Raw genomic sequence first — 23,799 nt, 5'->3', positions numbered from 1 at the left:
GGCTGAGTTCGGACACAAGGGCGCGGAAGCGGCCATGTGCCTGGCGAAGGACTGGCCGCCATACCAGCGGCCAGGCATGAGCTAAGGGCTTGCTGAAATGAAGAAGAAGGGCGTACCGGCCAACAAGCGGGTACGCCCTTCGATCTTTTCAGGTTTTTTCAGGCCTGCTTAGCGTGCATCCAGCTCCCGGTGCCGTTTGAGCACCTGGCCGTGGTCGGCGAATTTGCGTGCCAGGGTCTCGACCAGATAGACCGAGCGGTGCTGGCCGCCGGTGCAGCCTATGGCCACGGTCAGATAGCTGCGCTGATCGGCCGCATAGCTGGGCAGCCAGGTGGCCAGAAAGCCGGCGATCTGGCCTATCATCAGTTCCACCTCGGGCTGAGCCTTCAGATAAGCGGCGACCGGGGCGTCGCGGCCATTCAAGGGCCGCAACTCGCGGTCGTAATAGGGGTTGGGCAGCACCCGCACGTCGAAGACCAGATCGGCATCGCTGGGCACGCCATGCTTGAAGGCAAAGGACTCGAACACCAGGGTCAGCGTCGTGCCGTCCACCACCACCAGATCGCGCACCCAGGCGCGCAGCTGGGCCGGGCGCAGCTGGCTGGTGTCCAGCACGGTGGATTCCACCCGCAGGGCGCTCAGCAACTCACGCTCCAGGGCGATGGCATCCAGCAAGGCGCGGTGCTGGTCTTCACCGTCATCTTTCTTGCCCTCGTTGAGTGAGGACTGGTCCTGGCGCAGGGGGTGAGGGCGGCGGGTTTCGGAGAAGCGGCGCATCAGCGCCTCGGTATTGGCATCCAAAAAGATGGAGCGCACGGCCACGCCCTCGGCGCGCAGCTGCTTGATCAAGGGCAAGAGCAGGGGCAGGGAGCCGGCTCGGCGCACATCGACGGCGATGGCCACATGGCGTTTGCCGCGCTGCTGCTCCAGGCGCAAAAAATTCAGGAGCAGCTCGGCGGGCAGATTGTCCACACAGAAAAAACCGGCATCTTCCAGCGCGTGCATGACCACCGATTTGCCGCCGCCGGACATGCCGGTGACCAGCACCACATCGCTGTGCTCGGCCTTGGGCGGGGCTTCTGGCGAGGTTTCTGGCCTGCTGCTGCCGCTATTGCTGCTGCTCATGATTTGGCCTTCTTGGTTTTATCGTTGCGGGCATTCGCGGCGACGGGCGCGCTGGCGGAAAGATCCAGCATCTCCTGCGCATGCGCGATGCTGGTGGAGGAAAGTCGTTCACCGCCCAGCATGCGGGCGATCTCGGCCGTGCGGGTCTCGCCCGCCACCGTGCGCACCGTGCTGTGGGTCTGGCCGGCTTGCAATGCCTTGGCCACGACCAGATGCTGATCCGCACAGGCAGCGACCTGGGGCAGGTGGGTGACGGCCAGCACCTGGCGCTCGCGGCCTAACTGCTTCATCAAGCGGCCCACGGTCTCGGCCACCGCACCGCCCACACCGGCATCGATTTCGTCAAAGATCAAGGTGCCCACGCCTGGCTGGCCGCCGCCTTGCTGATTGGCCTGGCTGGCGGTGACGGCGATGGCCAGGGCGATGCGTGAGAGCTCGCCGCCCGAGGCCACTTTGGACAGGGGCCGTGGCGCGCTGCCGGCATGGCCGGCCACCAGGAACTCGGCCGACTCCAGGCCAAAGCTCTGCGCCTGCTCTTGTGCGCTGAGCGCAATCTCGAACACGCCGCCATTCATGCCCAGTTGCTGCATGGCTTGGGTGACGGCGCTGGCCAGCTGGGGAGCGGCTTTTTTGCGTGCGGCGCTGACGGTCTTGGCTTCTGCGTTGAACGCCTTGTTGGCCTGGGCCACGGCGGCCGCCAGCGCGTCCAGATCGCTGGCGGCGTCCAGGGCTTGCAACTCCGCACGCCACTGGGCCAAGAGGGCCGGCAGCTCCTGCGGCGTGCGGCGGTAGCGGCGGGCCAGGATCAGCCAGGCGGAGACGCGCTCGTCCAGCTCCTGCATGCGCGAGGGCTCCAGCTCGCTGCCATGCAGATAGGTGCTGAGCGTGTGGGCGGCGTCCTGCGCCTGGGTCTGCGCGCCGCGCAAGGCCTCGACGGCGGGCAGCAGGGCGGCGTCGTAGTCCAGTACTTTTTCCAGCTGATCCAGGGCTTGGGTCAACAAGGATTCGGCGCTGGGCTCGGCCTCGGTCAAGGCATCCAGCGAGGCGCGGGCCGCGTCCATCAGGGACTGAGCGTGGGAGAGTTTTTGGTGCTCGGCGTTCAGCTCCTCCCACTCGTCCTCGCCGGGGGCGAGGCGGGCCACTTCACCGATCTGCCAAGCCAGGCGCTCGCGCTCGCGCAGCAAATCGCCTTGGCGGGCTTGCGCGGCGCTGAGGGCGTCGCTGGCGATCTTCAGGGCTTGGTAGCTGCTGCTCAAGGCGGCGGTGTTGATGCCGGCGTAGTCGTCCAGCAGGGCGCGCACGGCGGCCGGGCGGGTCAGGCCTTGCCAGGCATGCTGACCGTGGATGTCCAGCAAACTGTCGGCCAGCTCGCGCAGCTGGGTGACGGTGGCGGCGCTGCCATTGATCCAGGCGCGGCTCTTGCCTTGGCTGTCTATCACCCGACGCAGCAGCAAGCTGCCGCTCTCATGCTCAAAGCCGGCCTCGTCCAGCCAGGCGCTCAGGTGGGCGGGGCGGTCGAATTCGGCCGAGATATCGGCGCGAGCCGCGCCTTCGCGCACCACACCGGCGTCGCCGCGGCTGCCCAAAGCCAGCTGCAAGGCGTCGATCAGAATGGATTTGCCGGCCCCGGTCTCACCGGTCAACACGGAAAAACCGGTGTGGAAGTCCAGCTCCAACTCGGGGACGATGACAAAGTCCCGCAGACTTAGTCGTCTCAACATAAGCAAAGGCCTCGGCTTGAGTGAAATATGAAACGCAGAGGGTGAAAACCTTTGTAGCGAGCGGCTGTCAGGCTTGGGCGAAGGCGCACAGGAACCGGAACGTACTTCCTGTACGTGAGGATTCCGAGCACCGACCAACGACGCATGGCGGCCGCGCAGTAAAAAGTTTTCATCCTCTTAGCTGACGCCTTCGTACCAGCGCAGCTTGCGGCGCAAGGTGGCGTAATAGCTCCAGCCCTTGGGGTGCAGGAAACAAACCTGGTGGGTGGAGCGGCGCACGGTGATGCGGTCGCCGTGCAGCAGACTGGCCAGGCTTTGCATATCGAAGTTGACGCTGGCGTCGCGCCCGGCCACGATTTCCATGCGCACCTCGCCGGTGTCGGGCAGCACGATGGGGCGGTTGGAGAGGGTGTGCGAGGCAATCGGCACCAAGATCCAGCCAGCGATGGAGGGGTGCAGAATCGGCCCGCCGGCCGACAAAGCGTAGGCGGTGGAGCCGGTGGGGGAGGCGACGATGATGCCGTCCGCCCGCATATTGGCGACGAACTCATCGCCCACATCGACTCGTAGTTCGACCATGCTGGCCGTGGCGCCACGGCTCACCACCACATCGTTGAGGGCGAAGCCTTCAAAAATGCTGCGCTCATCGCGCCAGACGGCGCCTTCCAGCATGGGGCGTTTTTCGGTCTCGAAATCGCCCGCCAGAATCGCCAGCAAGGCCTCTTGATAGCGTTCGATGGAGATATCGGTGATGAAGCCCAAGCGCCCCTGGTTGATGCCCACGCAGGGCACGCCGTAGCGGGCCATCTCGCGGGCAAAGCCCAGCATGGTGCCGTCGCCACCGACCACGATGGCCAGGTCGCAGCTCTTGCCCAGCTCCTCGTTAGAGAGGGCGTCGTAGGCAGTAATCCCGGTGTTCTGGGCCGTCTCGCGTTCCAGCGAAACCTCCAGGCCCTGACGCATGACGAAATCGGCTATTTCTTCCAGGATGGGCCGGATGCCCCGGGCCTGATGCTTGCCCACGATTGCGACATGTTGGAACGGTTTGGCCATGCGAAGAATTACACCACAGCACCATGTCGCTTCCCTGGGAAATGGGCGCTGAATTCCCCCCGATCGAGCCGGGTCGCCGCCTGATGACTAGGTGACTCACTCGGTCTGGCAGGCCCAGCCAGTCCGTACAATGAGGCCATGCTCGACGAGCGATCCAAATCCCTGCTGAAAACACTGGTTGAACGCTATATCGCGGATGGTCAACCCGTGGGCTCGCGCACGCTCTCCAAGGCCTCGGGCCTGGAGCTCAGCCCCGCCACCATACGCAATGTGATGGCCGACCTGGAGGAGCTGGGTCTGATCGCCAGCCCCCACACCAGCGCCGGCCGCATCCCCACGGCGCGCGGCTACCGGCTCTTTGTCGACACCATGTTGACGGCCCAGCCCGCGTCCTTGCTGGGCGCCGATGCCCGGCCGCTGGACACCCATCTGCAGCCCGATCAGCCTCAGCGCGTCATCGCCAGCGCGGCGGCTCTGCTGTCCAATCTGTCCAATTTCGTCGGCGTGGTGACGGCGCCGCGCAAACCGAGTGTCTTCCACCACATCGAGTTTTTGCGCCTGGGCGAGCGGCGGGTCCTGGTCATCATGGTCTCGCCCGACGGCGATGTGCAGAACCGAGTCATCTTCACCGCGCAAGACTTGAATCAAAGCGAGCTGGCCGAGGCCAGCAACCGCCTCAACGCCAGCTACGCCGGCCTGAGCCTGGAAGCGGTGCGTGAGCGGCTCAAGTCCGAGGTCGACGCCTTGCGTGGCGAGATTGCCTCGCTGATGAGTGCCGCCGTGCAGGCCGGCACCGATGCCATGGCGGAGGAGCAGGAGCGGGTCGTCATCTCCGGTGAGCGCAATCTGCTGACCGTGCAAGACTTTGGCAACGATATGGGCAGCCTGCGGCGCCTGTTCGATATGTTCGAGCAGAAAACTCAGCTGATGCGCCTGCTCGATGTGTCCAGCCGAGCCGAGGGCGTTCGCATCTATATCGGCGGCGAAAGCCAGGTCGTGCCCTTTGAGGAACTGTCCATCGTCTCCTCACCCTACGAGGTCGACGGCCAAATCGTCGGCACCCTCGGTGTCATCGGTCCCACCCGCATGGCCTATGACCGCATGATCCAGATCGTCGACATCACCTCAAGAATGATCAGCCAAGCGCTCTCGCAGAAGTAAGTGCGAAGGCTTTCAGTGAGTTGACGAGGCGCCGCTTCGGATCGTCGCCCCAAAACTCTCTATACAATCCGCGCCTTCCGGTGCAATGCCGGAGCAACCCCAGGCCAAAAGCCGCACGCAAGACCCGGGGGCCGTTAGCTCAGTTGGTTAGAGCAGAGGACTCATAATCCTTTGGTCGCAGGTTCAAGTCCTGCACGGCCTACCAGTTTTACTGGTGTTTTTGCGATAGTGATTACTAACGTAAATTGCCCTGAATTTCACTGGTGCCAGTTTGGTGCCAGTTTTGAGGTGGGTACACCGCTCTTTTCGCGGTCGAAAAAACTTTTCGAGTCCTTTGGCCGCTGGTGACCTCGTGTGCCCTTTTTGCCCACGTGACTTGCCGTTTTGCCGGCAGCAACGCGGGGGTGGCCCCGCCGCAATCCTGTTTGCATAACTTGTAAATTGAGCTGATATTGCTTGTTTGAGCCTTGCTTGATCGCTTGGTGCGAGCGAGTTCATTGGCTCGTGTTTCAGGTGATCTGAGCTGCCGTCTACTTCGTCGGTTTCGGATGCTGAAAATGGATGAAAAGTCATCCCTAAGTTGCCTTCTGAGTCAGCGCATATTGGCGGGTATGGATTGCGATCCGCCGCTCGAAAAACGCAACGCCATAGCGTCACGCAAAAGCGCTCGGCGCGCTCGGTTGAGTCTTGATTTGAGGGAGCACGAGCCGGCATTGAATGCACTCGCTCGGTCTCGTCGAATGACTGTGGCCGCTGTCGTGAGAACGTTGCTGGCCAAGAGCCTTGAGAAGGAAGCGTCAGCGGAAACGAGCGCTGGTGTCTCGCGTCCAGTGCGAACCGAGCGACGTCTCTTGAGCTCTGCAGGCTGCGCCAAAGTCACCCTGCGCATGCCCACCCAACACGCCACTCTGCTAGCGCGCTCAGCTCGTGCGGCCGAGTTGTCGCAGGGGATCTATGTCGCTCGACTACTTGATGGCCAGACTCCTTCACCTGTTCCTCCTGATCAGCGAGAAAACAGGGCCGTGTTGGCACAGTCCACAGCAGTCCTTTCCGCCTTGTCCAGCGATATGCAAGCGCTGATGCGCCTTTTGAGGCAGTCCAGTTCCCCTGGGTCGGCCTTGTGCCAAGCCAATGTCGAGAATCTGTCTGAGTTGGTGGCCCGGCATCTTGCGATAGCGGCTCCTTTGATTGCCGCAATGCGCAGAGTCCGAGCATTGCCAGCGGTCGAGATAGATCTTTGATGCGAGGAGGGAGCCAATGTCTTCAGCATCCAAAGTCGACGGGGTATTAGTGCAATGGGGAGATCGCCTGTTCTATCCCGGCATTCGCATCGTTAGGACGGAGCCTACTCCGCGCTTGAACTCCAAAGTACAGCTGCATGCTGCAGTGATTCGGCGCCGCATTGAATTGACCGTGAGCAAGCGCGCTCCTCAGGTCATGGTCAAGGTCACGGGAGGTGGCCGAGGTATGGGCGCAATCGCTGCGCACTTTCGTTACATCAGCAAAGACGGAAGGCTGGAGTTCGAGGACGACCGAGGCGTGATCCATCAAGGCAAGGAGGCACTGCGGGAGCTGGCCGAGCAGTGGCGCCTGGGTGGTTCCTTGATAGATGAAAGCAGCCCACGGCGGGAGGCCTTCAACCTGATGCTGTCGATGCCGCGCGGAACGGACGCGCAAAGCGTTCTTCAGGCTGCGAGGGAGTTCGCCCGCATTGAGTTGAGTGACCACCGCTATGTGATGGTGCTGCACGAGCACCAGGCGAACCCCCATGTGCATTTGAGTGTGCGGGCCGAATCCATGAGCGGTGAGCGATTGAATCCGCGCAAGGCCGATCTGCATCGTTGGCGCGAGACCTTTGCGGAGCGGCTGCGTAGTCGGGGAATTGAGGCGGAGGCGACGCGTCAGGCTACGCGATGTGAAGGACGGCGCCCTGAGGACCTGTGGCAGCGCAAAGCTCGTGAGGAAGGTCGCTTGAGCATGACCGACCAGCCACAGAAGTCAGGCAATTCCTACCAGCGAAGTCGCAACGGAGCTCTGGAGGCCTGGAAGCAAATCACGCAAGCACTCCTCAACTCGGATCAGGCGGCAGACCAGGAGTTGGCGCTCCGTATTGCTGGCTTCATAAATGAATCAGCGTTTGCCAAGGAGCACTCGCAGCAGCCTGGGCGAGAGGTTGAGCCGGGTCGAGCCGCACGAGCTGTTGAACCAGTGGTGTCGAGACATGCGGGTGAGCGGGGAATTGAGCGATGACTGATGTGGAGCAGCGTTTCCACATTTTCTAAGAGCATGAACCATTCAAGGATCAATCGAGATTTCAAGGTCTGACATTGGCTCTCTGAGTGGCCAACTACAGATGAGGTTTGCACGACTCCAACGTGCCAATAGCCGGAGTGCTTAGAACTTCAATCTCTGGGTGGCTGAGGTGATTCGAGTGCAGTCGGTCACTTTCGACTACTGTCAACTGTCGACGCTCAATCAGCATAGAAATTCGGTGAGCCGGCGATAAAGCTCATCGATTGGTCGCATCGGAAGGCGTCTTCGCCTGCGATTCAGCGTTTACGATGAGTAAGTCAAGATAACCCTTTAGGCTTTGAGGCCGGCTGATGGAGAGGTGAATGTTCTGTGTGTATTGCGGGGTCAAAAACACGCTTTCAGGTGCACTGTTCTGCTCGAATTGTGGCAAGCAGTTGAACTCGGCCATTGCGGCCACCGGAATTAAGGAAATTCGGCCGAAGGCATGGTTAGCTTGGCCATTCTGGCTGTTGCTGTTCTGCTTCGTCGGTGCGGTCATGGGCTACTTATTGCCCTCCCACGGGCGACCTTTATCGCAATCTTTCAGTGGTCCCCTGCTTACGGGAGGTGCATTGTTAGCTTACGTGTGGAAGAAGCGCGGCCTGAACGTATGGGCCGGCTTCGTACTGGGCTTGTTAATGTCAGTCGGTCTTCTGATGGTTTCAAGCTTCAGTTTCGGGGCGTGGAAGTTTTACAGGCCAACTATGAGTGCGGACGAATTCCTCGATGCAGAAAAAGTGCCGAATGCCATACTCATCGAGCCGGATAAGTTGCAAGACGCAGCGTCAGTTCCGATGCCGTCGTTATCAGGCAAGGATGACCCCGGAGTGGACAGGAAACGTCAAGCCCCTTAGGCCATCGAAAAATGCATCGGAAGCAAGAGCGGACTGAAATGACTCGACTCCAAAGGGAGGTCATACGCCGGTTTTTGGCGCTTGGAGTCCGCTACCTTCTAGTGGGCGGGCAAGCCATGCGATTGATGGGCATTGACCGTCCAACGCGCGATCTAGACCTATGGATTGCTCGCGACCGCACCAACACGGAGGCTATGACTAGCTTTCTTCAAGAGTTCCCAAACAGGCCGCCGCTTGAACGGTTGCAGCAGCCGAACTTCAAGTTCTGTGTTGGCGATCCAGTGCTCCCCGAAGTTGACATCCTGACTTCGGTCGCAGGAGACCCAGAGTTTGATGATTGCCTTTCCCGTTCGCAACAAGCGACTTTGGATGGATACCTGTTACAAGTAGTGGCCGTCTCGGACTTACTCGCAATAAAGAGGGCATCAGCGAATGCGATGAAACAGGACTCTGAAAATGCAACATTTAGCTTGGAAGACCGCGCGTTAGCTGCTGGAACTGCTGCGAAGGAAAGACGAGATATTGCGCTTTTGGCGCTACTGCTTGCCGCAGGTGGTTGACGTGCTGCCTAGCTAACCATTCGCTTCTACCGTCAGCCCCAGACGGCGTCTGAGATCAGGCGTCAAAACACTGTAGTCAGGCAGTGCAACGAGAGCAGGGTGTGGCAGCGTTAGGGCAATTGGCCGCTTGGCAACGTTCGGGCGCGAGTTTCTGTGAAGGGCACAGAGCGCTTCAGTGCCAGTAGGTTCTCTGTCGACGCTTGCTGCACTTCGGCGTCGTTTCGAAGTTTGTGAAAACTGTCGTGGGTCTCAGCCTGGGTTTCTCGGCCAACCCGACTTAGCTGATCGGCCGTGTCAGGGGGTGCTGCAGGCGGTTGTCCAACGGAATGCTAGATGGCCGGTGTTGGCCGTCGCGGTAGTTGTTGAACTACGCTTGGACCTGGCTGTTAGCCTTGTACTGCGTTCGAATTGGTTCTTTGCTCTGCTCAACGGGTATCCCGTGCTTTGCGAAGAGACAATTCAGTCAGATAACCACAAGGAAAGACTCTCAGGCTGTGCTCGGACGGGGGCTTCACGTTGCTTTTTGTAAGGTAGCTATAGCCTGTCGACGCGCCGCCTCTGGCGCCTTATGGAACGTCAAGATCATCTGCGCCATTTCGTCACTGTCGCAGTAGAGGAACGCGACTGGTACGCCAAGCACTTGAGCCAATCGCATCGCTATTTGGAAGTCGGGTGCGTGAACGCCCTGCTCGTAGCGATTTATACGGGTCGAAGCCACGAACTCGTCAAGGCCCGCCTCAATTCCTAGCTGCTTTTGGCTGAGTCCGAGAGCAATGCGAGCCTCTTTCAGCCGCCTTTGCCAGACCCCCGCTGTACTGTTTTCCGCGTCTTTCATCTTGCTACGAGAGTCGTAGCTTTTGTACAATCCAGATACTACGAATTTCGTAGCATTGACAGGTTGCGGTAGCGCAAGCAACGCGCGCCTTCTCACTTCAGCAAGGGGGAGTGATGGAAAACACTTTGTGTGGAGCAAATGCTGAGTGGCTGAGTCGTCCGCTTTGTTGCAGATACGCGTTGGTCCACTTTGCTGCACTACCGATTCAAGCGCCTGCTCTTGTTGAGGAAAGCCGTAGCCCTCTGACTTGGGCTCTTGGCACGTTGAGCGATGGTCAGCGGGAATTGCTGGGCGCTTGGAGGTGTTCGCCGATGGGGGCACCCGACTGGCGGGCAGTCTTCGTTGATCTAGCTGATCGCGGTGTTGAGCGGATTCGATTCGTGGCTAATGCGGATGCTGGCGCCGCGCGGTTGGCTTTCCCTCATGTCGTCGAAACGAGGCTGGAACTGGTTCGAAAGGACGGCTCGAACATTGGGTATTCAATGTTTGCGCGGCGACTTGTCACTACTTCCGCTCAAGAAATGGAAGCAATTCAGGGTGAGGTGGTTCGAATAGTTGGCCAGAGGCGTGGCTCTTTGGTGTCTCCGTCATGGCTGTTCTTTGTTGGTCAAGTTCTTCAGCGAGTGGACAACCAGTTGGGGTCAATGGCGCTCTGTCTTTCCGGCGCTAGTCGCATCAGGTCCCGGCGATGCAACGTCGAACCTCGCCGCTGCAGGGTACCAGCGCCGATCAATTGCTGGTGAAAAGGAGATTCCAAATGATTAATTTGGAAGCAGCTTTCTCGCGCGTCAGAGCCGCTTTGATGCGCCGAGGCCGCTCAACCCATGACGCTGATGATCTGGTGCAAGAAGCCTGGGTGCGCCTCGCCCGCTATGAGCTGGATCAGCCGGTGCCGGTGGAGCGGCCCGAGGCGTTCTTGATGCGCACGGCGCTGAACTTGTCGATTGATGCACACCGAGCGCGGGTCAATCATGGCGAGGAGGTGCTGCTGGAGGAGGTGGTGCTTTTGGATACGGCGCCGGGCATTGAAGCTGTGGTGCTGGCTCGCGAGCGCATGGCGCGGATGAGCGTGTGCCTGAATCGCTTGAACGAGAAGACGCGCGACATCTTCCTGGCCAACCGCATTGACGGCCTGACCTATCGGGAGATTGCGGATCGCCATGGCTTGAGCACCAGCACGGTAGAGAAGCACATTGCCAAGGCGACACTGCAGGTAACAGGCTGGATGGAAGGTTGGTAGGCGTGCGAGGTTCAGGAGAAGAAGAGGGCAGGGGGCTTGGTGAGGTGGCTGCTCCGGCGGTGACACCCGAGATTGCTGCTGAAGCCTCGGTGTGGGTGGCTCGCCTGCATGGGCCTGATCGGTCCGTACGCATGGAGCGCGAATGCCTGGCTTGGCAGGAGCGGTCTGCGGCGCATCGTCTTGCTTTTGAGCGCTGCACCGAGATCTGGCAGGAAGTGGCGGGCGTGACGCTGAGCAGCTATGCCCGCTCAGCTTCTGGTGAGGGTGCTTCAGTGGCTCGCCAAGCGCACCTGGCTTCGAGGCCTGTGCCTTGGGCCTTGGCCTTGTCTGTCTCGTTCCTTGTGGGCTTGGTGATCTTGCATCCCTGGCGAAATGTAGAGAGCTTTCGGACCGGTGTGGGTGAGCAGCAGGTGGTGATGCTGGAAGACGGCACCCGCATGTCGCTGAACACCGCCACGCGGGTTCGCGTGGAGCTTGGGCGGGCGCAGCGCACGGTCTCCGTGGAGGGTGGGGAGGCCTTGTTCGAGGTCGCCAAGGATGTGAGCCGACCCTTCATTGTTCAGGCGGCAGGCACCGAGGTCGTGGCCACCGGCACGGCCTTTGTCGTGCGCCTGACGCCAGGTGATTCGCCTGCTGCAGCCGCAGCCCTCGCCGTGACCTTGGTGGAAGGGCAGGTGGTGGTCCGTGGTGCTTCATCAGGTGACGCGGGGGCTGCGCGTCGGAGCCCACTTGTGATGGCGCCTGGAGAACGAATGCGACTTGATTCGCGGACTGGGGCAGGGGAGTCAGGCAAGCAGGGCAGTTCGCTTGCCTTGGCTGTTCCCCAAGTCGACCGGCCGCGCATGGAGCAGGTGTTGGCTTGGAGGCGTGGCGAGGCGCTGTTTGACGATGTTCCGTTGCTTGACGCCGTGGCTGAGATGAATCGCTACAGCGCGGTGCCGATTCGATTGGTCGAATCGGGCGGCCTTGCTGAGTTGCGGGTCAGTGGCCTGTTTCAGACGGGGGACAACGCGAGCTTCGCGCGGGCGGTGGCGGCGTTGCATGGGCTGGCGCTTCACGAGCATGCCGATCAACTCGACCTCGCTAGGCCAAAGTAGGCTGAATTTGACCTGCCCCCTTCCTGCCGTACCAGCGCAAAGGTAGTGAAGTCCATCAACCAGGAGAATGATGGACATGAAGAAGAGCAGATTCACCGAGGAACAGATCATCGGATTCCTGAAGCAGGCAGAGGCTGGCATGCCGGTCAAGGAACTGTGCCGCCAAGGTGGCTTCAGTGACGCCACCTTCTACAAGTGGCGCGCCAAGTACGGCGGCATGCAGGCCACGGATGCCAAGAGACTGCGTGAACTCGAATCCGAGAACGCCGAGCTCAAGCGCCTGCTGGCCGAGGCGCACCTTGACATCCATGCGCTCAAGGACGTTTTCGGCGTAAAGCCCTAGCCCCGCAGGTTAGGCGTGAAGCGGCGGCCCAGATGATTGCGCAGCACCATCTGTCCGAACGCCGCGCTTGCCGCCTGGTGGGGCTCTCCATAGACAGCTATCGCAACCCGCCCGTGATCGATGAGGCCACGCAACAACTCAGCGCCAAGATCGTCGAGATCGCGCAGGTGAGGCGGCGCTTCGGCTATCGCCGCATTCACGACCTGCTGCGCCCAGAGTTTCCGGGCGTCAACCACAAGCGCGTCTATCGGTTGTACAGCCAGGCGCAACTCGCGGTGCGCAAGCGCAAGAAGATCAGACGGGCAGCCAGCGAGCGCGTACCGCTCACCGTGCCAATCCGAGTCAATGAGGTGTGGAGCATGGACTTTGTTTCCGACAGCTTGGCCAATGGCCGGCGCATCAAAAGCCTGACCGTGGCCGACGACTTCACGCATGAGTGCGTGGACATTGCCGTGGACTTCGGCATCTCAGGGCAGTACGTGACGCGGCTGTTGGATCGGGCGGCAATGTTCAGGGGCTATCCGGCGGCGGTGCGAACAGATAACGGGTCGGAGTTCACTTGCCGGGCCTTCATCGCTTGGGCGCAGTCTCACGGCGTACAGCACATCTTGATCCAGCCCGGGCGGCCCATGCCGAACGGCTACATCGAGAGCTTCAACGGCAAGTTCCGCGACGAATGCTTGAACGAGCATTGGTTCGAGACGCTAGCGCAAGCACGTACGGCGATTGCTGCCTAGCGCCAAGACTACAACGAGGTGCGGCCGCACAGCAGCTTAGGACGAATTCCTCCGGCCGAGTTCGCCCGCAACCATCGCACAAAGAACCATCCGCCACCGGCTACAAGCAAAGAGATCAAGTAACCTTCAACCCGGACTTCCGCCATGCGACTGGTACGGCGGTAGGGGGCAGGTCATGTGGGGCATCACGTCCCACAGCCAAGCCATGGCGTTCGACCCGCTCACTGAGCAACCGAACAAGGCATACTCTGAGTCGCATTGCTATGGCAACGCTACAGCACAGCCTTGATATTCAACAATCCCGGCTTCAGGTTTTGGCGGCTAGTTGGACGAACTGGACGAATGGCGGCCAGCTGGGCGCTCTAGGCAAGGATTTGAAGCGTCCTGACGCCGTTGCTGTGCGTCCGGACGGGGTTCGCGTTGGAGTGGAAAGATCGAACGCGCCTTTAAGGCGCAGGAACTCGATGCTGCGGTATGGGTGTGCCCCACAAAGGAGCAAGCGCAGCGCCTCAAAAAATCCTCACTCCAATCCGCTCCGTGAAGCACCAAGGCTCCACAGTCCTCGTTCAACCCGAGCGTCATCACGCCAATCTCTACTTCATCGACAATGCGGCGTGGCCGCATCTGACCGTGGACCACTGCGGCTGGCGACACAATGTTACCAGCGACGGTCCAGTTTGAATTGATCACGACTTCACGCATATTCTGTGCTTCCGTCGCATTCCTTCAGCCATTGAAGTCGCGCCAACTACCCTGCGCGTACGCTTCCATGCTGGCAATAGCATGTAGTTGTGACGCCAATTTAACTGCATCACGCACACGCCGACTCTCGACTGTTTCCCCGTATTCGATCAGATGACGTCGCTTGATGCCCGCCCACACGACTGAACAGATGGTATGTACCGCAGCTTCTTCGCTCACTGCATTTGCAGGGCGCCCGATAACGACATATGCCGTCAGGGCTCCTCCGCGCATTGGAATGTTATTACTATAGACCGAGAAACCACAGGCAGAAGCAACCTCGATCAAGTCGGCACTTGAGTAACCGATACCAAAACGCTCAGGCTCAAGCAAAGGATAGAGCTCTGCAATGACGACCTTTCCGTCTTGAGCCACGAGTTCGCGGCAGTCCTGGAAGAACTTATAGATATCTCTCGGCGTGCATTCGTGAAGCAGATTAACTGCCAGCACGACATCAAATGGAGGTTCGGCGCTTTTTATGTCAGTTGTTAAAGTGACTTGCTTCTGATTAACTCTATCCATTAGTTGAGTATTGAGAAGTTCCGCTTGTTTGGCATTGGGCTCATAAAAAGTCCACTGCGCACTCTCCAAGTTCAATTTCTTGACTTTCGCAAGCTCCCAGAACGTACGACCCGATCCAGCTCCGTAGTCGAGAACACGTAGTTCGTTTGTCCCCTTCCTTCGAACGATTTCATGCAGTTCCTCGGCAAGGGCGTTCGTCTGCCCATCTGCCCGATCCCCGCTCCCAGCAGCGGCGACCTTCAAAGTTAGGCCACCATTTATGGATTCAAGTAGATTAAATGCCAACTCCGAACGCGCGGAAAGCCCAATATTTAGCAACTGCTTGTCTAAAGCGTCAAAGAGCTTATATGCGGCAGAAATTCGTTGAAAATCAGTGCTTAGATCGCTAATTCTTCGTTTGGGATGCGGGCGATCGTCCGAGCGTTTCTGTGGCATGACTTCAATTAGGCTGGGTCGTTCCTTAACTAATTCTAATTCAAAGAACCATACCCGGTCCGCATGCGTCGAGAAAATCAGGTGCGGATGATGAGTGGTTACGATACTCTGGCCAGCATATTTCCTAATTAACTCGCATAGGCCTGAGATGAATTCAGGGTGTAGGTGATTCTCCAATTCATCAATGAGCAATATTCGAGGCTTCAAATAATAAAGAATTAGACACAAGACAAAGGCCACCTTTTGCCCCCGACTCCAGCCGCTCCCGTCCGATCCAAATGTCGTCGCTTCATTACGTGAGTAATACAGCACCGGTTCGAAGCCCCGGCCAACATTGAATCGAAAGAAAAGCTTGCCACCACACATCTGCTCAAAGGATTTAAGGGGCGGGGTCGAGCTGGTATTCACGCAGTAAAGTTTATTTGGATCGAAATTTCGACACAGCTTTTCAAAGTGCTCGTCTTTTAGGTCTTCCTCGACGATAGGTCTTCCTACTGCCTGTGCGAAAGAAGGCGCAGACAAAAGTTGATCGCGCACAAACGATGAGCGCACGGACGATATACGCCGCTCGTCGCCATCACCGCTGACTCTCCCGCGCTTGAGAGAGAGCGTCGCGAATTTGTTGGCGAATGAAGACAGATTGGCAAGCAGAACATGGCCAGCAAACGGCATCGTTGCGTCGACCGGTCGGACCCACACGTTAGCTGATGCCGTACCGAGGCCAGCGTCGTAATTCGGCGCTTTCAAATTGGCGTTGTGGGCGCGCAAAGCCTGATATGTGTGGTGGAGGAAATGCGACTTCCCAGTCCTATTTCGGCCACATATGACAGTCAACGAACTCCCGCCATTTTCGGCAGGCAGAGCAACATCAATGTCCTTCAACTTGGAGTTGTCCACCTGCTTTTCGCCATTGGGACCAATGAGCTGCTGTTGACCGAAGTTGATGGTCCGAATAAAAGTGCTTGCACTGTCTGCGATCTGCTCTCTATCCATTTTTTCCTCAGACTCTGGCACGTGTGATGGCACAGCATACGATGCGCCAACCACCGCACTCCTCGCGCCCAGGCCATGGCGCGATCGGCTATGGATGCAAAGTCGGCGGTTTCCGGTGGTACAAGTATCAGCAGGCGAAGATCAGCATGAGGTTGAGCAAGCAATCGGCGCAAGGCCGTTCAGGCCGCAGCGCCTTCTGCCGCACCGGCCCCTGCTGATCGAGCTGAACGCCGGGGGGGCATCGCCCCGCGCCCGTCGAAGCCCGGCAGGGGCGCGAAAACGGGCGCTAGCCTGACAGGGGACACGGCTCTAGCCGTGAGGGGTGACGAGGCCGGTGCATTCAGCGCCAGTGCGACGTTAAGATCGCATCGCCCCGGCCCTCGGTCTTCGGCCTCCAGCCGAAGACCGAGATCTTTGACGAATATCGGAGACGATCTCATCACAGCAACGTCATCGACACCTGTCAACCAAGACATTCAAAATGGAGCACGGATTCGTGAACAGGGAGGCCGAGAACAATGAGCTGGGATTTGAAGTGGGGACGACACCCGAATGCCAAGCCAGTCAAGCGCGGGCAAAGCAGTTCGGCGCTCCGGCGATCGCCAAGTTCGCGGACGATCCCGCTGAGCTTTGGCCGATTCAGGAGTTCACGTACTTGGCGCCGGGACGCTGCGCAGGCACAACGGTCAGCGAACGTCGGGGGTGAGTGGATGCCTATTGGCGTAAAGCGGACACTTGGTACAAAGAGTGGGCGGTGCTGAGTCGTTTGCTCAGTTCATGGACCGGGTGATCCTCGCGCTAGCGCAAGTGCGGCTGCCGCACTTCTCTCGACCGCTGAAGCTACGGCGCTGGTACTCGGTCATGGCCAATTCTTCAATGCTTTGAGATGGCTACGAACTGGTGCGCGGGTCCAAGATATGGGGGCCTTCAGAGCATTTGATGTCGACCATCTGGTTTAAAACGGCCAAGTCTTGGAGTTTGGCTAGATTTCGTGCCGCGAGTTCTTGACCGAGCCCCATCGACAGGGTTTTAGCCGAGAACTCGGCGTTCGGCCGCCGATATAGTGATTCGATATTGGATTCTTACTTTGGACAAGCTGTGTCAAACAACATAACGGAAAGCATTCCTGTCCGCGTCCGCAGCCATATCCTCCGGTTGCTGGGCGATCAACTCGTGGGGCATGACAGGCTGGCCATCTTTGAACTCGTCAAGAATGCGTATGACGCTGATGCCGAAGATGTCCAGGTTGTGGTTGACCTTCGAGCAAAAAAGATCACCGTTCGGGACGATGGCTGCGGGATGAGTCCTGACACCATCAAGAATCGGTGGCTCGACATAGGCACCGACTCCAAGCGAGGGCCGAATCGAGTACGAAGTGCTAGGTTTGGACGCTTGCCGCTGGGCGAGAAGGGCGTGGGGCGCTTGGCTGTACAAAAGCTGGGTGGGCAATTCCGCATGATCACCCGTACAAAAGGAGCGCGAGAGATTGTGGTTGAGCTGGATTGGGGCGAGTTGATCGGCTCATCGGACTACGTCGATGGCGGACTGAAGGTTCGGCTGACGAAGCGGGACAAAGCTGTTGACTTTCCTGGCCAGCAGCATGGAACAATCATTGAGATATCTGGCTTGGCGCGTAAGGAATGGGCGCGCAAAGATCTTCGCGACCTCAAGCGATTGGTCGTATCCTTAGAAAGCCCGTTTCACACTAATGATTCTTTCCATGTTTCACTGTCCGTACCTGGACGGGAAGGGGACATTGACGACGTTCCAGATTTGAAGGAACTGCTGCGGCGTTCGATTTGGGTATACGAATTTGAGCTATCAAATGAGGGATTTACCTGGAAATACAGTTTCGGTCCCCCAAAGTTGAAGAACTTGCACGAAAGGAAAGAAAAGTCTTCATCGCCGGGAATGCTCGAATGGTCGGACGAGGCGTACCGGGAGGCGAAGGCGAAAGCCGAGAAGGCTGACGAGGCTTCAATCTTCATCAATCCTGAGACTGCTCTTGCCGGCATTGGCACTATTAAAGGCAGATTTCATGTTTTCTACCGCCGGGATGAACTGTTGCGCCTAATGGGCGGAGACATTCGCCAGACTAAGCAATGGCTTAAAGACCAAGCGGGCATTCGCGTCTTCCGAGATGGAATTCGCGTCTACAACTACGGTGAGCCAGAGGACGACTGGCTCGGTCTGAATGCACGCCGAATCAATAGGCCCGCCGAACGGATAGGCACGAGTCAACTTGTCGCAGCGATCGAGCTTGACCTAGCAGACAGCGCGGCACTTCAGGAAAAAACGAATCGCGAAGGATTCAACGAAGACGAAACCTTCTCCAGATTTCGTTTGCTAGCGCTAAGCGTCGTCCAGCACTTTGAGAAGCTTCATGAGCCCGACCGCAAGGCAATTGACGCGGCCCTTAGAGACGATGGCAGCCAAATAGGCTCCACTATCAAATTGAAAGACGCGATTGATGGCCTGAAAGAGGTTTGCAACAAGGATAAGGAACTGTCAAAGACGCTTACGCCGTTCGTGAAGGCCATCGAAAAGGAAGTTGACCAAGTTAGGTCTGTGATGCTTAACGCAGGTATGGCCGGGATGGGTTTGGCCTTGGTTTTTCATGAGATTGACCGCTCAATTCGCACACTTACGTCATTGGCGGAGAAAGGGGCTCCGCCGGAGCGACTGCGGAATGGGTTGGGTGACCTTAGAAAGATGCTGGACTCCATTTCAGTGCTTTTGCGTCAGGGGAAAGCAAGAAAATTGTCCATGCGTGAATTGGTGAAGCAGGTCCTCGAACTGAACGAGGTTCGCTTCCAGTTTCACGGTATCACGGTTTCCGCACCGATCGTTACCGGTGAGAGTCCTGATTTTTTTATAAAGGCTCCCCAGCACCTCGTCTTGAGTGCATTGAATAATATCGTCGATAACGCCATTTACTGGACTGAATATCGATACCAGCGCGACAAAGTTTCCGGCCGCAAGCCGGCTTTGATAATTAAGAGCGTGTGGTCAAGCGAAGATGGTGGGTCCGTAGTAATCGCCGACAATGGAACCGGCTTCGCGGTAAGCGAGGCAGACGCTATACAACCCTTTATAACCAAGCGCGTAGGCGGGATGGGCTTGGGGCTGTACTACTGCAAATTGGTGATGGAAAATATTGGTGGGAGTCTGCAAATCCCTTCAATGGGCGACGCGCGTGATCTCATCGACATACCTAAAGCATTTGATGGCGCTGCAGTGGTAATGAATTTCAAGGGTGGGGAGTGAAGAAGTGTTTGAACATTCGTGTCCAATAATTGTTCTCGACGACGTAAAGGAGGAGTTGTGGGAGATATCCCATGGCTTAGGTGTCTGCGGATTGCCAATAATGTCCCACTGGGTGGCAAATGGGAAGCTTGAGCGGCAACCTGCGCACAAGCATGACGGAGTCCGAATACTGTTTACAGATCTGCATCTGCTTGGATCATTGCAAAGCAAGCCTGAGCAATATATTGCGGCGCTGGTCGCGTTTATCCGCCAGCTGATCAATCCATCGAAATATTTAATTGTGTTCTGGTCGGCGTACCCAGAAGAGGCTGAGAACGCCTGGCAGCTTCTGGTTTCCAGATTGAAGGCAGCCAATTCAGAGGATCTGATTCCATTCGACTATCGTGTTCTCGATAAGACTGAGGTCAAGAATATTTCCGATGAAGATGAAAATATCTCTTCAGAGGCAAAGGAGAAGGTGAAGGCTGATATCGAAAAGATATTCACTGATTTCCCACAGCTACGATCATTCATGTTGTGGGAGTCATGCGCCTCGCGTGCAGCATCAGCCACGAGCAATGAGCTGATTCGAAAGCTGGATATCGGCGGCATTCCATTCACAAATGGGGCTGCTGTCAAGGACACCATGAAAAGGATGGCACAAGAGACACTTGGCCGTCCGCATGCACCCAATGCGCCGACGAAAGGGGTTTACTTGGCATTGACGCCAATTGCCCAGGATTGGTTGAACAAGGAGGCAGCGAAAGGGGCGCTGGATAGTTTTCTTGAGCTGACGAGTAAAGAGAAGGTTTCTCTGCCCAAGGAAGCAGCAGGAAAGCCAAAGCTGACCAGCCTTCTCAATGACTTCTTCATTCATTCCGAACAGTCGAATTTGAGGGCGTCTGAGCGCGGGGCAGTTATTCTTTTGGATAACGGATTTCTGGAGAAGGCTCAAGGCGGCCTAGTTGATGAGATTGGACTTGCTGATCAGATGGGTGATTGGCGTGAGGCACTATGTATTGAATTCGCGCATGGTTATTCAAAGAAGACGCCGCAAGAAAAAGAAATCAGCAAGGGTAAGTTGAATCCCGGCAATGTTTATGTTACGGAGCTGAGTGCTGATTGTGACTACGCGCAGGATAAAACGAGGTCTCATCGATTTCTCTTGTCTTTGTTTGTCCCGACTGATGAGCCGAAGCCGTTTTATCAAAACGGGTCGGGTGCAAATGATTCGATCTATATAACGCCGGAGATCACGTTGGGAGGTGTGTCGGGGCGGCTTATGATTTCCTGCCGAATATTCTTGGCGAGGCCATATAGAGGAACTGTAGAGGGGGCTGTGGTTTCTAGGATGCGTCAAGAGGTTTTGTCGGAGCTTGCTCACCACTACTCCACGCATATGCGGCGCCCTGGGAAGGTCGCATTCTTCTGACTGCGATATGGAACGACTTGCCACTTCCGATCAACGTCGCCGGATGATGTCGCGGATCAAGGGGCGCGATACCGGGCCGGAGTTTGGCCTTCGCCGGAGTATGTGGGCGCTACACTTCTGTATCAGGCGGACACGCCCGGATGTTGTCTTGGTTAGGGCTAGGTTGGCTGTGTTTGTGGACGGTTGCTTCTGGCACGGCTCTGCCCGCAGCATTCGACGATGGCCAAGAACAACCGCGATTTCTGGGCACAGAAACTTCTGCGCAATCGAGAACGAAATGTGGAAAGCACTCGATTGCTGGAAGCGAATGGGTGGCGTGTGATGAGATTCTGGGAGCATGAGATAGAGGCGTCACTCGAAAGCTGCGCGCGCCGCGTTGCGAACATGGTGTGCGCCGGAACGGATTCAATGGCATGACCTTCTTCAGCGGCGAGCAACTGAGCGAAGTTGACTTGATAGTTGACGCCGTCTATGCCGGCTACAAGACTGAACGCGGCGGTATCGCTGATCCTTTGGTTCCTTTGGCCGGAGTGAGTAGGCAAGGCGGCTTCCGGTACCGGGGCAGCAAGGAGCGCCCAACGCTGCTTGTTCTGACCTCAAACTTGGCTGAGCCGGAGTGGCCTGATCAGTTGGATGAGACCACAGGGACATTCACCTACTACGGTGACAACCGCCACCCGGGGCGCCTACTGCATGACACACCCCGGTTCGGGAACCAGCTGTTGCGTCAGATCTTCGACTGGTCGCATTTGGGGCAACGCCATCTGGTGCCGCCAATTCTTGTTTTTACTACGGAGGCTTCGGGCCGGACCTTTCGGTTCAGAGGACTTGCGGTGCCTGGCAGTCCGGCATTGGCTGCGACTGAGGATCTTGTGGCGTTGTGGAAGACGAGCGAGGGACAGCGATTCCAGAATTACAAGGCGGTGTTCACGATTCTTGATGAGGCAGTGATTGCGCGCTCTTGGATCCATGCCGCGGGGCGCGGTGATGCATCGGCAGCAGCCGCACCCGGCGCCTGGAAGGCATGGATGGCGTCTGGTGGCGTGCGGCCGCTTATGGCCCCGCGTTCTGTGTTGATCAGGACAAAGCTGGAGCAGCAACCCACAACCCCTGCGGACGAGGCGCTTATCGAAGTGATACGCCAGCGCTACAAGGCAAATCCATACGGTTTCGAGGCCTGTGCAGGTGCGCTTACCCGCCTCCTGCTTCCCGATGTTTCACGCCTCGATTTGACCCGGCCATGGCGCGATGGAGGTCGGGACGGCATTGGATGCCTACGCATTGGACGAGGTCCAGCTTCGATCGAGGTTGACTTTGCTCTAGAGGCGAAGTGCTACGGCTCCAACAACGCAGTAGGAGTGAGAGAGGTTTCTCGTCTGATCAGCCGAATCAAGCACCGCGAATTCGGGATTCTGGTGACAACTTCGTATGTAGACCGGCAGGCGTACCAGGAAGTTACGGACGATGGGCACCCTGTGATCCTGGTGGCAGCGCAAGACATTGTTGGGCTGCTGCATGCGGCTGAACTTCGGGCGCCAGCTCAGGTCGCTGCGTGGCTGGACGGGATCACTCGGAGCGGTTAAATCATGCGGCCTTCTGCTGCGCCCTGGTTCGCCGAAATCCACTGGAAGATCGCTGTCATGACGTCCGAGCACACACCGTTACCACAGAGCTTAACCTTCTCCCGCCGGGTTCCATGAGGCAAGACGTGCTCAGTTGCCCCCCCCATCGCAAGCAGCAGCTCGTCCGGCTGAAGCATGCGCATGTAGGGGGTGCCTTCTTTCCACGTCACCAAGCCAAATCGGTCAACCGTGGTCACTGTTCGAAGTGGTGCATCCAAGGTCTGCCAGCCGCCGGCATAGTCCGAGCCGTAGTAGACCATCAAGAACGGCACGCCTTGGCCCAGCTCGGTGATGGCGCGTTCAGCTCTTTCCAATGTCGCTTTGGCCCGGCCGGGCTTTCTCAGCTGGGAAACCGGATAGTTCGCCTTCCAGTTGACGATGTCGCGAGCTGCTTTTCTCGGTGCGTTCATCATTCGGAGAAGCTCTTCGCGGCTGACTTTTGTGCCCTGTTTATCGCACACAAGGAACATGCGTTTGCGCGCCTGAGCTGAGCCAAAGTCAGCCGAGTTGAGCAGCAGATCGCTAACTGCGTAGCCAAGACCCTCAATGGTTTGGACTAGTTCGTCATGGCGATCCCACTTCTTCATCCGGTTGACGTTCTCCACAATGACCCAGCGCGGCTCCATCGCCTCAACCCAGGGAACAATGCCGATCGCTGTTTCACGGCTTTTCTCCAAGCCTGGCTTGGCACCACGAGCTATCGAATGAGATGTGCACTCGGGAGACGTCAAGAGAACGTCCGGTTGGTACTTCGCCCCGAGCTCCGCAGGCGAAACATCCTCGATTTTCTTGGTGATGATCTCAGCCTGCGGAAAGTTCGCTTTGTAGGTCTTGGTTGCCAAGTCCCATGCGTCCAATCCGAGCAGAGGAATACCGCCCCCTCGAACTGCACCGCGCGCACCGAAACCCGCGCCGCAGAAGAGATCCACAAATGTCGGCATTCAAAAATTCCAGCTTGAGCTTACTTTAAACAAGCGTTGATCGTACCAGGTGCAGGCGTCGGATAGGAGTCGCTAGGGCTTCGCCCACTTTTTAAGGCAGGCGATTTTTCCTGCCGCCTTCAACCAGTTCCGGATCGTACGTTAGCTAATATCGAAGCGGGTCGCGACCTGGCCGATTTGTCGCCCCGAACTACAAGCTGCACTGCATGCTCCTTGGTATCCGCGCCGCAATGGCGCTTCGCGAACCGCCCCTCCTTGACGCGATCGCGCGCGCGGTCGTATCCAGCCTTTCGGTTCAGTCTCAACTCGCCCGGAATCAACGCGCGTAGATCAGGCAGATGGTCGGATGAGATCAGCGGCGCGAGCCGCTGATCCAACGTCTCACGCTGAAACTAGTAGCGAGGATCTCGCTCGGTCCCCTGGAAGACTTGGCGTCCCTCCGCTGCGTCCACCGCTCGCCCCAATACGACCGAAGTGCAGCTTAGAGCCTAAGCCTCCGTCAGTGACGGAGTGAACCGCCGCGCGCAGGCCGCGACTTCATCGCGCAGTGCTTCACTACGCGTGAACCAACTTAGGGCTACAGCCATCAAGAACAGAAACGTATCTCGATGCCCCTCAGGGAAGCCACCAAACCACTGGAATTCAGCGATGCGTATCCGGTCACAATAAACAAGCGCCCACCAGTGGTAGATGCTGCCCTTGTTCTGGTTGCCCTGATGGTCGCTCGACGGGCTAGTTCGCTTTGAGCGCTCGGCGCGAATATCACGGATCTCCGCGCGTGTCTTCGGCAACACTTTGTCCGCCAGCCAATCAAAGTCATACCGTCCAGGGGTAATCCCCCCGAATTCC

19 protein-coding genes, 1 tRNA gene and 1 pseudogene are annotated in these 23,799 nt (G+C 58.0%); 14 read left to right on the top strand and 7 right to left on the bottom strand.

Annotated elements, in window-relative coordinates:
- Positions 1–168: 168 nt before the first annotated feature.
- The 3 genes from rapZ to DBR47_RS06295 form a co-directional block, all read right to left on the bottom strand.
- The gene (rapZ, locus tag DBR47_RS06305; RefSeq protein WP_124448107.1) at positions 169–1,125 is read right to left on the bottom strand and encodes an RNase adapter RapZ; all 957 of its coding nucleotides are present in this window, start codon (positions 1,123–1,125) and stop codon (positions 169–171) included.
- On the bottom strand, positions 1,122–2,846 hold the full coding sequence (gene recN, locus DBR47_RS06300) for a DNA repair protein RecN (protein WP_124448105.1): 1,725 nt from the start codon (positions 2,844–2,846) through the stop codon (positions 1,122–1,124). The genes rapZ and recN overlap by 4 nt, the downstream gene beginning before the upstream one ends.
- Positions 2,847–3,023: 177 nt before the next feature.
- On the bottom strand, positions 3,024–3,899 hold the full coding sequence (locus DBR47_RS06295) for an NAD kinase (RefSeq protein WP_124448103.1): 876 nt from the start codon (positions 3,897–3,899) through the stop codon (positions 3,024–3,026).
- Positions 3,900–4,037: 138 nt separating this feature from the next.
- On the opposite strand from DBR47_RS06295, the gene hrcA reads away from it, so the two are divergent.
- From hrcA to DBR47_RS06270, 5 genes are all read left to right on the top strand, one after another.
- Entirely contained in the window at positions 4,038–5,060 is a 1,023-nt protein-coding gene (gene hrcA / locus DBR47_RS06290; RefSeq protein WP_124448101.1) for a heat-inducible transcriptional repressor HrcA, read from the top strand.
- 128 nt (positions 5,061–5,188) lie between these two features.
- A tRNA-Ile gene (locus DBR47_RS06285) sits at positions 5,189–5,265 on the top strand.
- A gap of 1,052 nt (positions 5,266–6,317) precedes the next feature.
- Positions 6,318–7,310, top strand: a complete 993-nt coding sequence (locus DBR47_RS06280; RefSeq protein WP_124448099.1) for a relaxase/mobilization nuclease domain-containing protein — start codon at positions 6,318–6,320, stop codon at positions 7,308–7,310.
- A gap of 365 nt (positions 7,311–7,675) precedes the next feature.
- Positions 7,676–8,206, top strand: a complete 531-nt coding sequence (locus DBR47_RS06275; RefSeq protein WP_124448097.1) for a zinc ribbon domain-containing protein — start codon at positions 7,676–7,678, stop codon at positions 8,204–8,206.
- A gap of 116 nt (positions 8,207–8,322) precedes the next feature.
- On the top strand, positions 8,323–8,766 hold the full coding sequence (locus DBR47_RS06270; RefSeq protein ID WP_148090414.1) for a hypothetical protein: 444 nt from the start codon (positions 8,323–8,325) through the stop codon (positions 8,764–8,766).
- Between the two features lie 511 nt (positions 8,767–9,277).
- Here DBR47_RS06270 and DBR47_RS06265 read toward each other — a convergent pair.
- Entirely contained in the window at positions 9,278–9,601 is a 324-nt protein-coding gene (locus tag DBR47_RS06265; RefSeq protein ID WP_124448093.1) for a helix-turn-helix domain-containing protein, read from the bottom strand.
- Between the two features lie 113 nt (positions 9,602–9,714).
- Here DBR47_RS06265 and DBR47_RS25455 point away from each other — a divergent pair, with 113 nt between their 5' ends.
- The 4 genes and pseudogenes from DBR47_RS25455 (at position 9,715) to DBR47_RS06245 (ending at position 13,141) form a co-directional block, all read left to right on the top strand.
- Complete coding sequence (locus DBR47_RS25455) at positions 9,715–10,344, top strand: transposase (RefSeq protein ID WP_124448091.1); 630 nt, start codon at positions 9,715–9,717, stop codon at positions 10,342–10,344.
- A 14-nt stretch (positions 10,345–10,358) separates the two neighbouring features.
- Positions 10,359–10,841 carry an RNA polymerase sigma factor gene (locus DBR47_RS06255; RefSeq protein WP_124448089.1) on the top strand — a complete coding sequence of 161 codons (483 nt, stop codon included), beginning with the start codon at positions 10,359–10,361 and terminating at the stop codon, positions 10,839–10,841.
- Positions 10,842–10,843: 2 nt separating this feature from the next.
- Entirely contained in the window at positions 10,844–11,938 is a 1,095-nt protein-coding gene (locus DBR47_RS06250) for a FecR domain-containing protein (RefSeq protein ID WP_370454875.1), read from the top strand.
- A gap of 76 nt (positions 11,939–12,014) precedes the next feature.
- Positions 12,015–13,141 (top strand): annotated as a pseudogene (locus DBR47_RS06245) (IS3 family transposase).
- Positions 13,142–13,744: 603 nt separating this feature from the next.
- Here DBR47_RS06245 and DBR47_RS06240 read toward each other — a convergent pair.
- Positions 13,745–15,709 (bottom strand): AAA family ATPase, encoded by a 1,965-nt coding sequence (locus DBR47_RS06240; protein WP_124448087.1) that lies wholly within the window; start codon positions 15,707–15,709, stop codon positions 13,745–13,747.
- Between the two features lie 1,098 nt (positions 15,710–16,807).
- On the opposite strand from DBR47_RS06240, the gene DBR47_RS06235 reads away from it, so the two are divergent.
- The 5 genes from DBR47_RS06235 to DBR47_RS06220 all read left to right on the top strand — a co-directional run bounded on the left by DBR47_RS06235 (position 16,808) and on the right by DBR47_RS06220 (position 21,970).
- Positions 16,808–18,976: an ATP-binding protein gene (locus DBR47_RS06235; RefSeq protein WP_124448085.1), complete on the top strand. Its 2,169-nt coding sequence runs from the start codon at positions 16,808–16,810 to the stop codon at positions 18,974–18,976.
- Positions 18,977–19,076: 100 nt separating this feature from the next.
- Positions 19,077–20,387 carry a hypothetical protein gene (locus DBR47_RS06230; RefSeq protein ID WP_124448082.1) on the top strand — a complete coding sequence of 437 codons (1,311 nt, stop codon included), beginning with the start codon at positions 19,077–19,079 and terminating at the stop codon, positions 20,385–20,387.
- Positions 20,388–20,394: 7 nt separating this feature from the next.
- Entirely contained in the window at positions 20,395–20,709 is a 315-nt protein-coding gene (locus DBR47_RS25450) for a hypothetical protein (RefSeq protein WP_370454874.1), read from the top strand.
- Entirely contained in the window at positions 20,646–20,804 is a 159-nt protein-coding gene (locus DBR47_RS25445) for a DUF559 domain-containing protein (RefSeq protein WP_370454882.1), read from the top strand. The genes DBR47_RS25450 and DBR47_RS25445 overlap by 64 nt, the downstream gene beginning before the upstream one ends.
- Complete coding sequence (locus tag DBR47_RS06220) at positions 20,801–21,970, top strand: restriction endonuclease (RefSeq protein WP_124448080.1); 1,170 nt, start codon at positions 20,801–20,803, stop codon at positions 21,968–21,970. Before DBR47_RS25445 ends, DBR47_RS06220 begins: the two co-directional genes overlap by 4 nt.
- Here the strand turns inward: DBR47_RS06220 and DBR47_RS06215 are convergent.
- Positions 21,967–22,950, bottom strand: coding sequence for a DNA cytosine methyltransferase (locus tag DBR47_RS06215; protein ID WP_124448078.1), 984 nt, complete (start codon positions 22,948–22,950; stop codon positions 21,967–21,969). The genes DBR47_RS06220 and DBR47_RS06215 overlap by 4 nt on opposite strands.
- A gap of 488 nt (positions 22,951–23,438) precedes the next feature.
- Positions 23,439–23,799, bottom strand: a 361-nt coding sequence (locus DBR47_RS24670; RefSeq protein WP_197046893.1) for a hypothetical protein, incomplete at its 5' end; no start/stop codon positions are given.

It is taken from the genome of Paucibacter sp. KBW04 (assembly GCF_003852425.1).
In the GTDB taxonomy this organism is placed as follows: domain Bacteria; phylum Pseudomonadota; class Gammaproteobacteria; order Burkholderiales; family Burkholderiaceae_C; genus Paucibacter_A.
The sequence above is the reverse complement of the archived record's forward strand: the minus strand, read 5'-3'. Positions and strand labels throughout refer to the sequence as shown.

Coding starts and splice junctions, on each gene's coding strand:
- DBR47_RS06230 (WP_124448082.1), top strand. CDS start 19,077: ATGTCCCACTGGGTGGCAAATGGGAAGCTTGAGCGGCAACCTGCGCAC.
- DBR47_RS25450 (WP_370454874.1), top strand. CDS start 20,395: ATGGAACGACTTGCCACTTCCGATCAACGTCGCCGGATGATGTCGCGG.
- rapZ (WP_124448107.1), bottom strand. CDS start 1,125: ATGAGCAGCAGCAATAGCGGCAGCAGCAGGCCAGAAACCTCGCCAGAA.
- DBR47_RS06265 (WP_124448093.1), bottom strand. CDS start 9,601: ATGAAAGACGCGGAAAACAGTACAGCGGGGGTCTGGCAAAGGCGGCTG.
- DBR47_RS06270 (WP_148090414.1), top strand. CDS start 8,323: ATGCGATTGATGGGCATTGACCGTCCAACGCGCGATCTAGACCTATGG.
- DBR47_RS06220 (WP_124448080.1), top strand. CDS start 20,801: ATGACCTTCTTCAGCGGCGAGCAACTGAGCGAAGTTGACTTGATAGTT.
- hrcA (WP_124448101.1), top strand. CDS start 4,038: ATGCTCGACGAGCGATCCAAATCCCTGCTGAAAACACTGGTTGAACGC.
- DBR47_RS06215 (WP_124448078.1), bottom strand. CDS start 22,950: ATGCCGACATTTGTGGATCTCTTCTGCGGCGCGGGTTTCGGTGCGCGC.
- DBR47_RS06275 (WP_124448097.1), top strand. CDS start 7,676: ATGTTCTGTGTGTATTGCGGGGTCAAAAACACGCTTTCAGGTGCACTG.
- DBR47_RS06295 (WP_124448103.1), bottom strand. CDS start 3,899: ATGGCCAAACCGTTCCAACATGTCGCAATCGTGGGCAAGCATCAGGCC.
- DBR47_RS06255 (WP_124448089.1), top strand. CDS start 10,359: ATGATTAATTTGGAAGCAGCTTTCTCGCGCGTCAGAGCCGCTTTGATG.
- DBR47_RS25455 (WP_124448091.1), top strand. CDS start 9,715: ATGGAAAACACTTTGTGTGGAGCAAATGCTGAGTGGCTGAGTCGTCCG.
- recN (WP_124448105.1), bottom strand. CDS start 2,846: ATGTTGAGACGACTAAGTCTGCGGGACTTTGTCATCGTCCCCGAGTTG.
- DBR47_RS06240 (WP_124448087.1), bottom strand. CDS start 15,709: ATGGATAGAGAGCAGATCGCAGACAGTGCAAGCACTTTTATTCGGACC.
- DBR47_RS06280 (WP_124448099.1), top strand. CDS start 6,318: ATGTCTTCAGCATCCAAAGTCGACGGGGTATTAGTGCAATGGGGAGAT.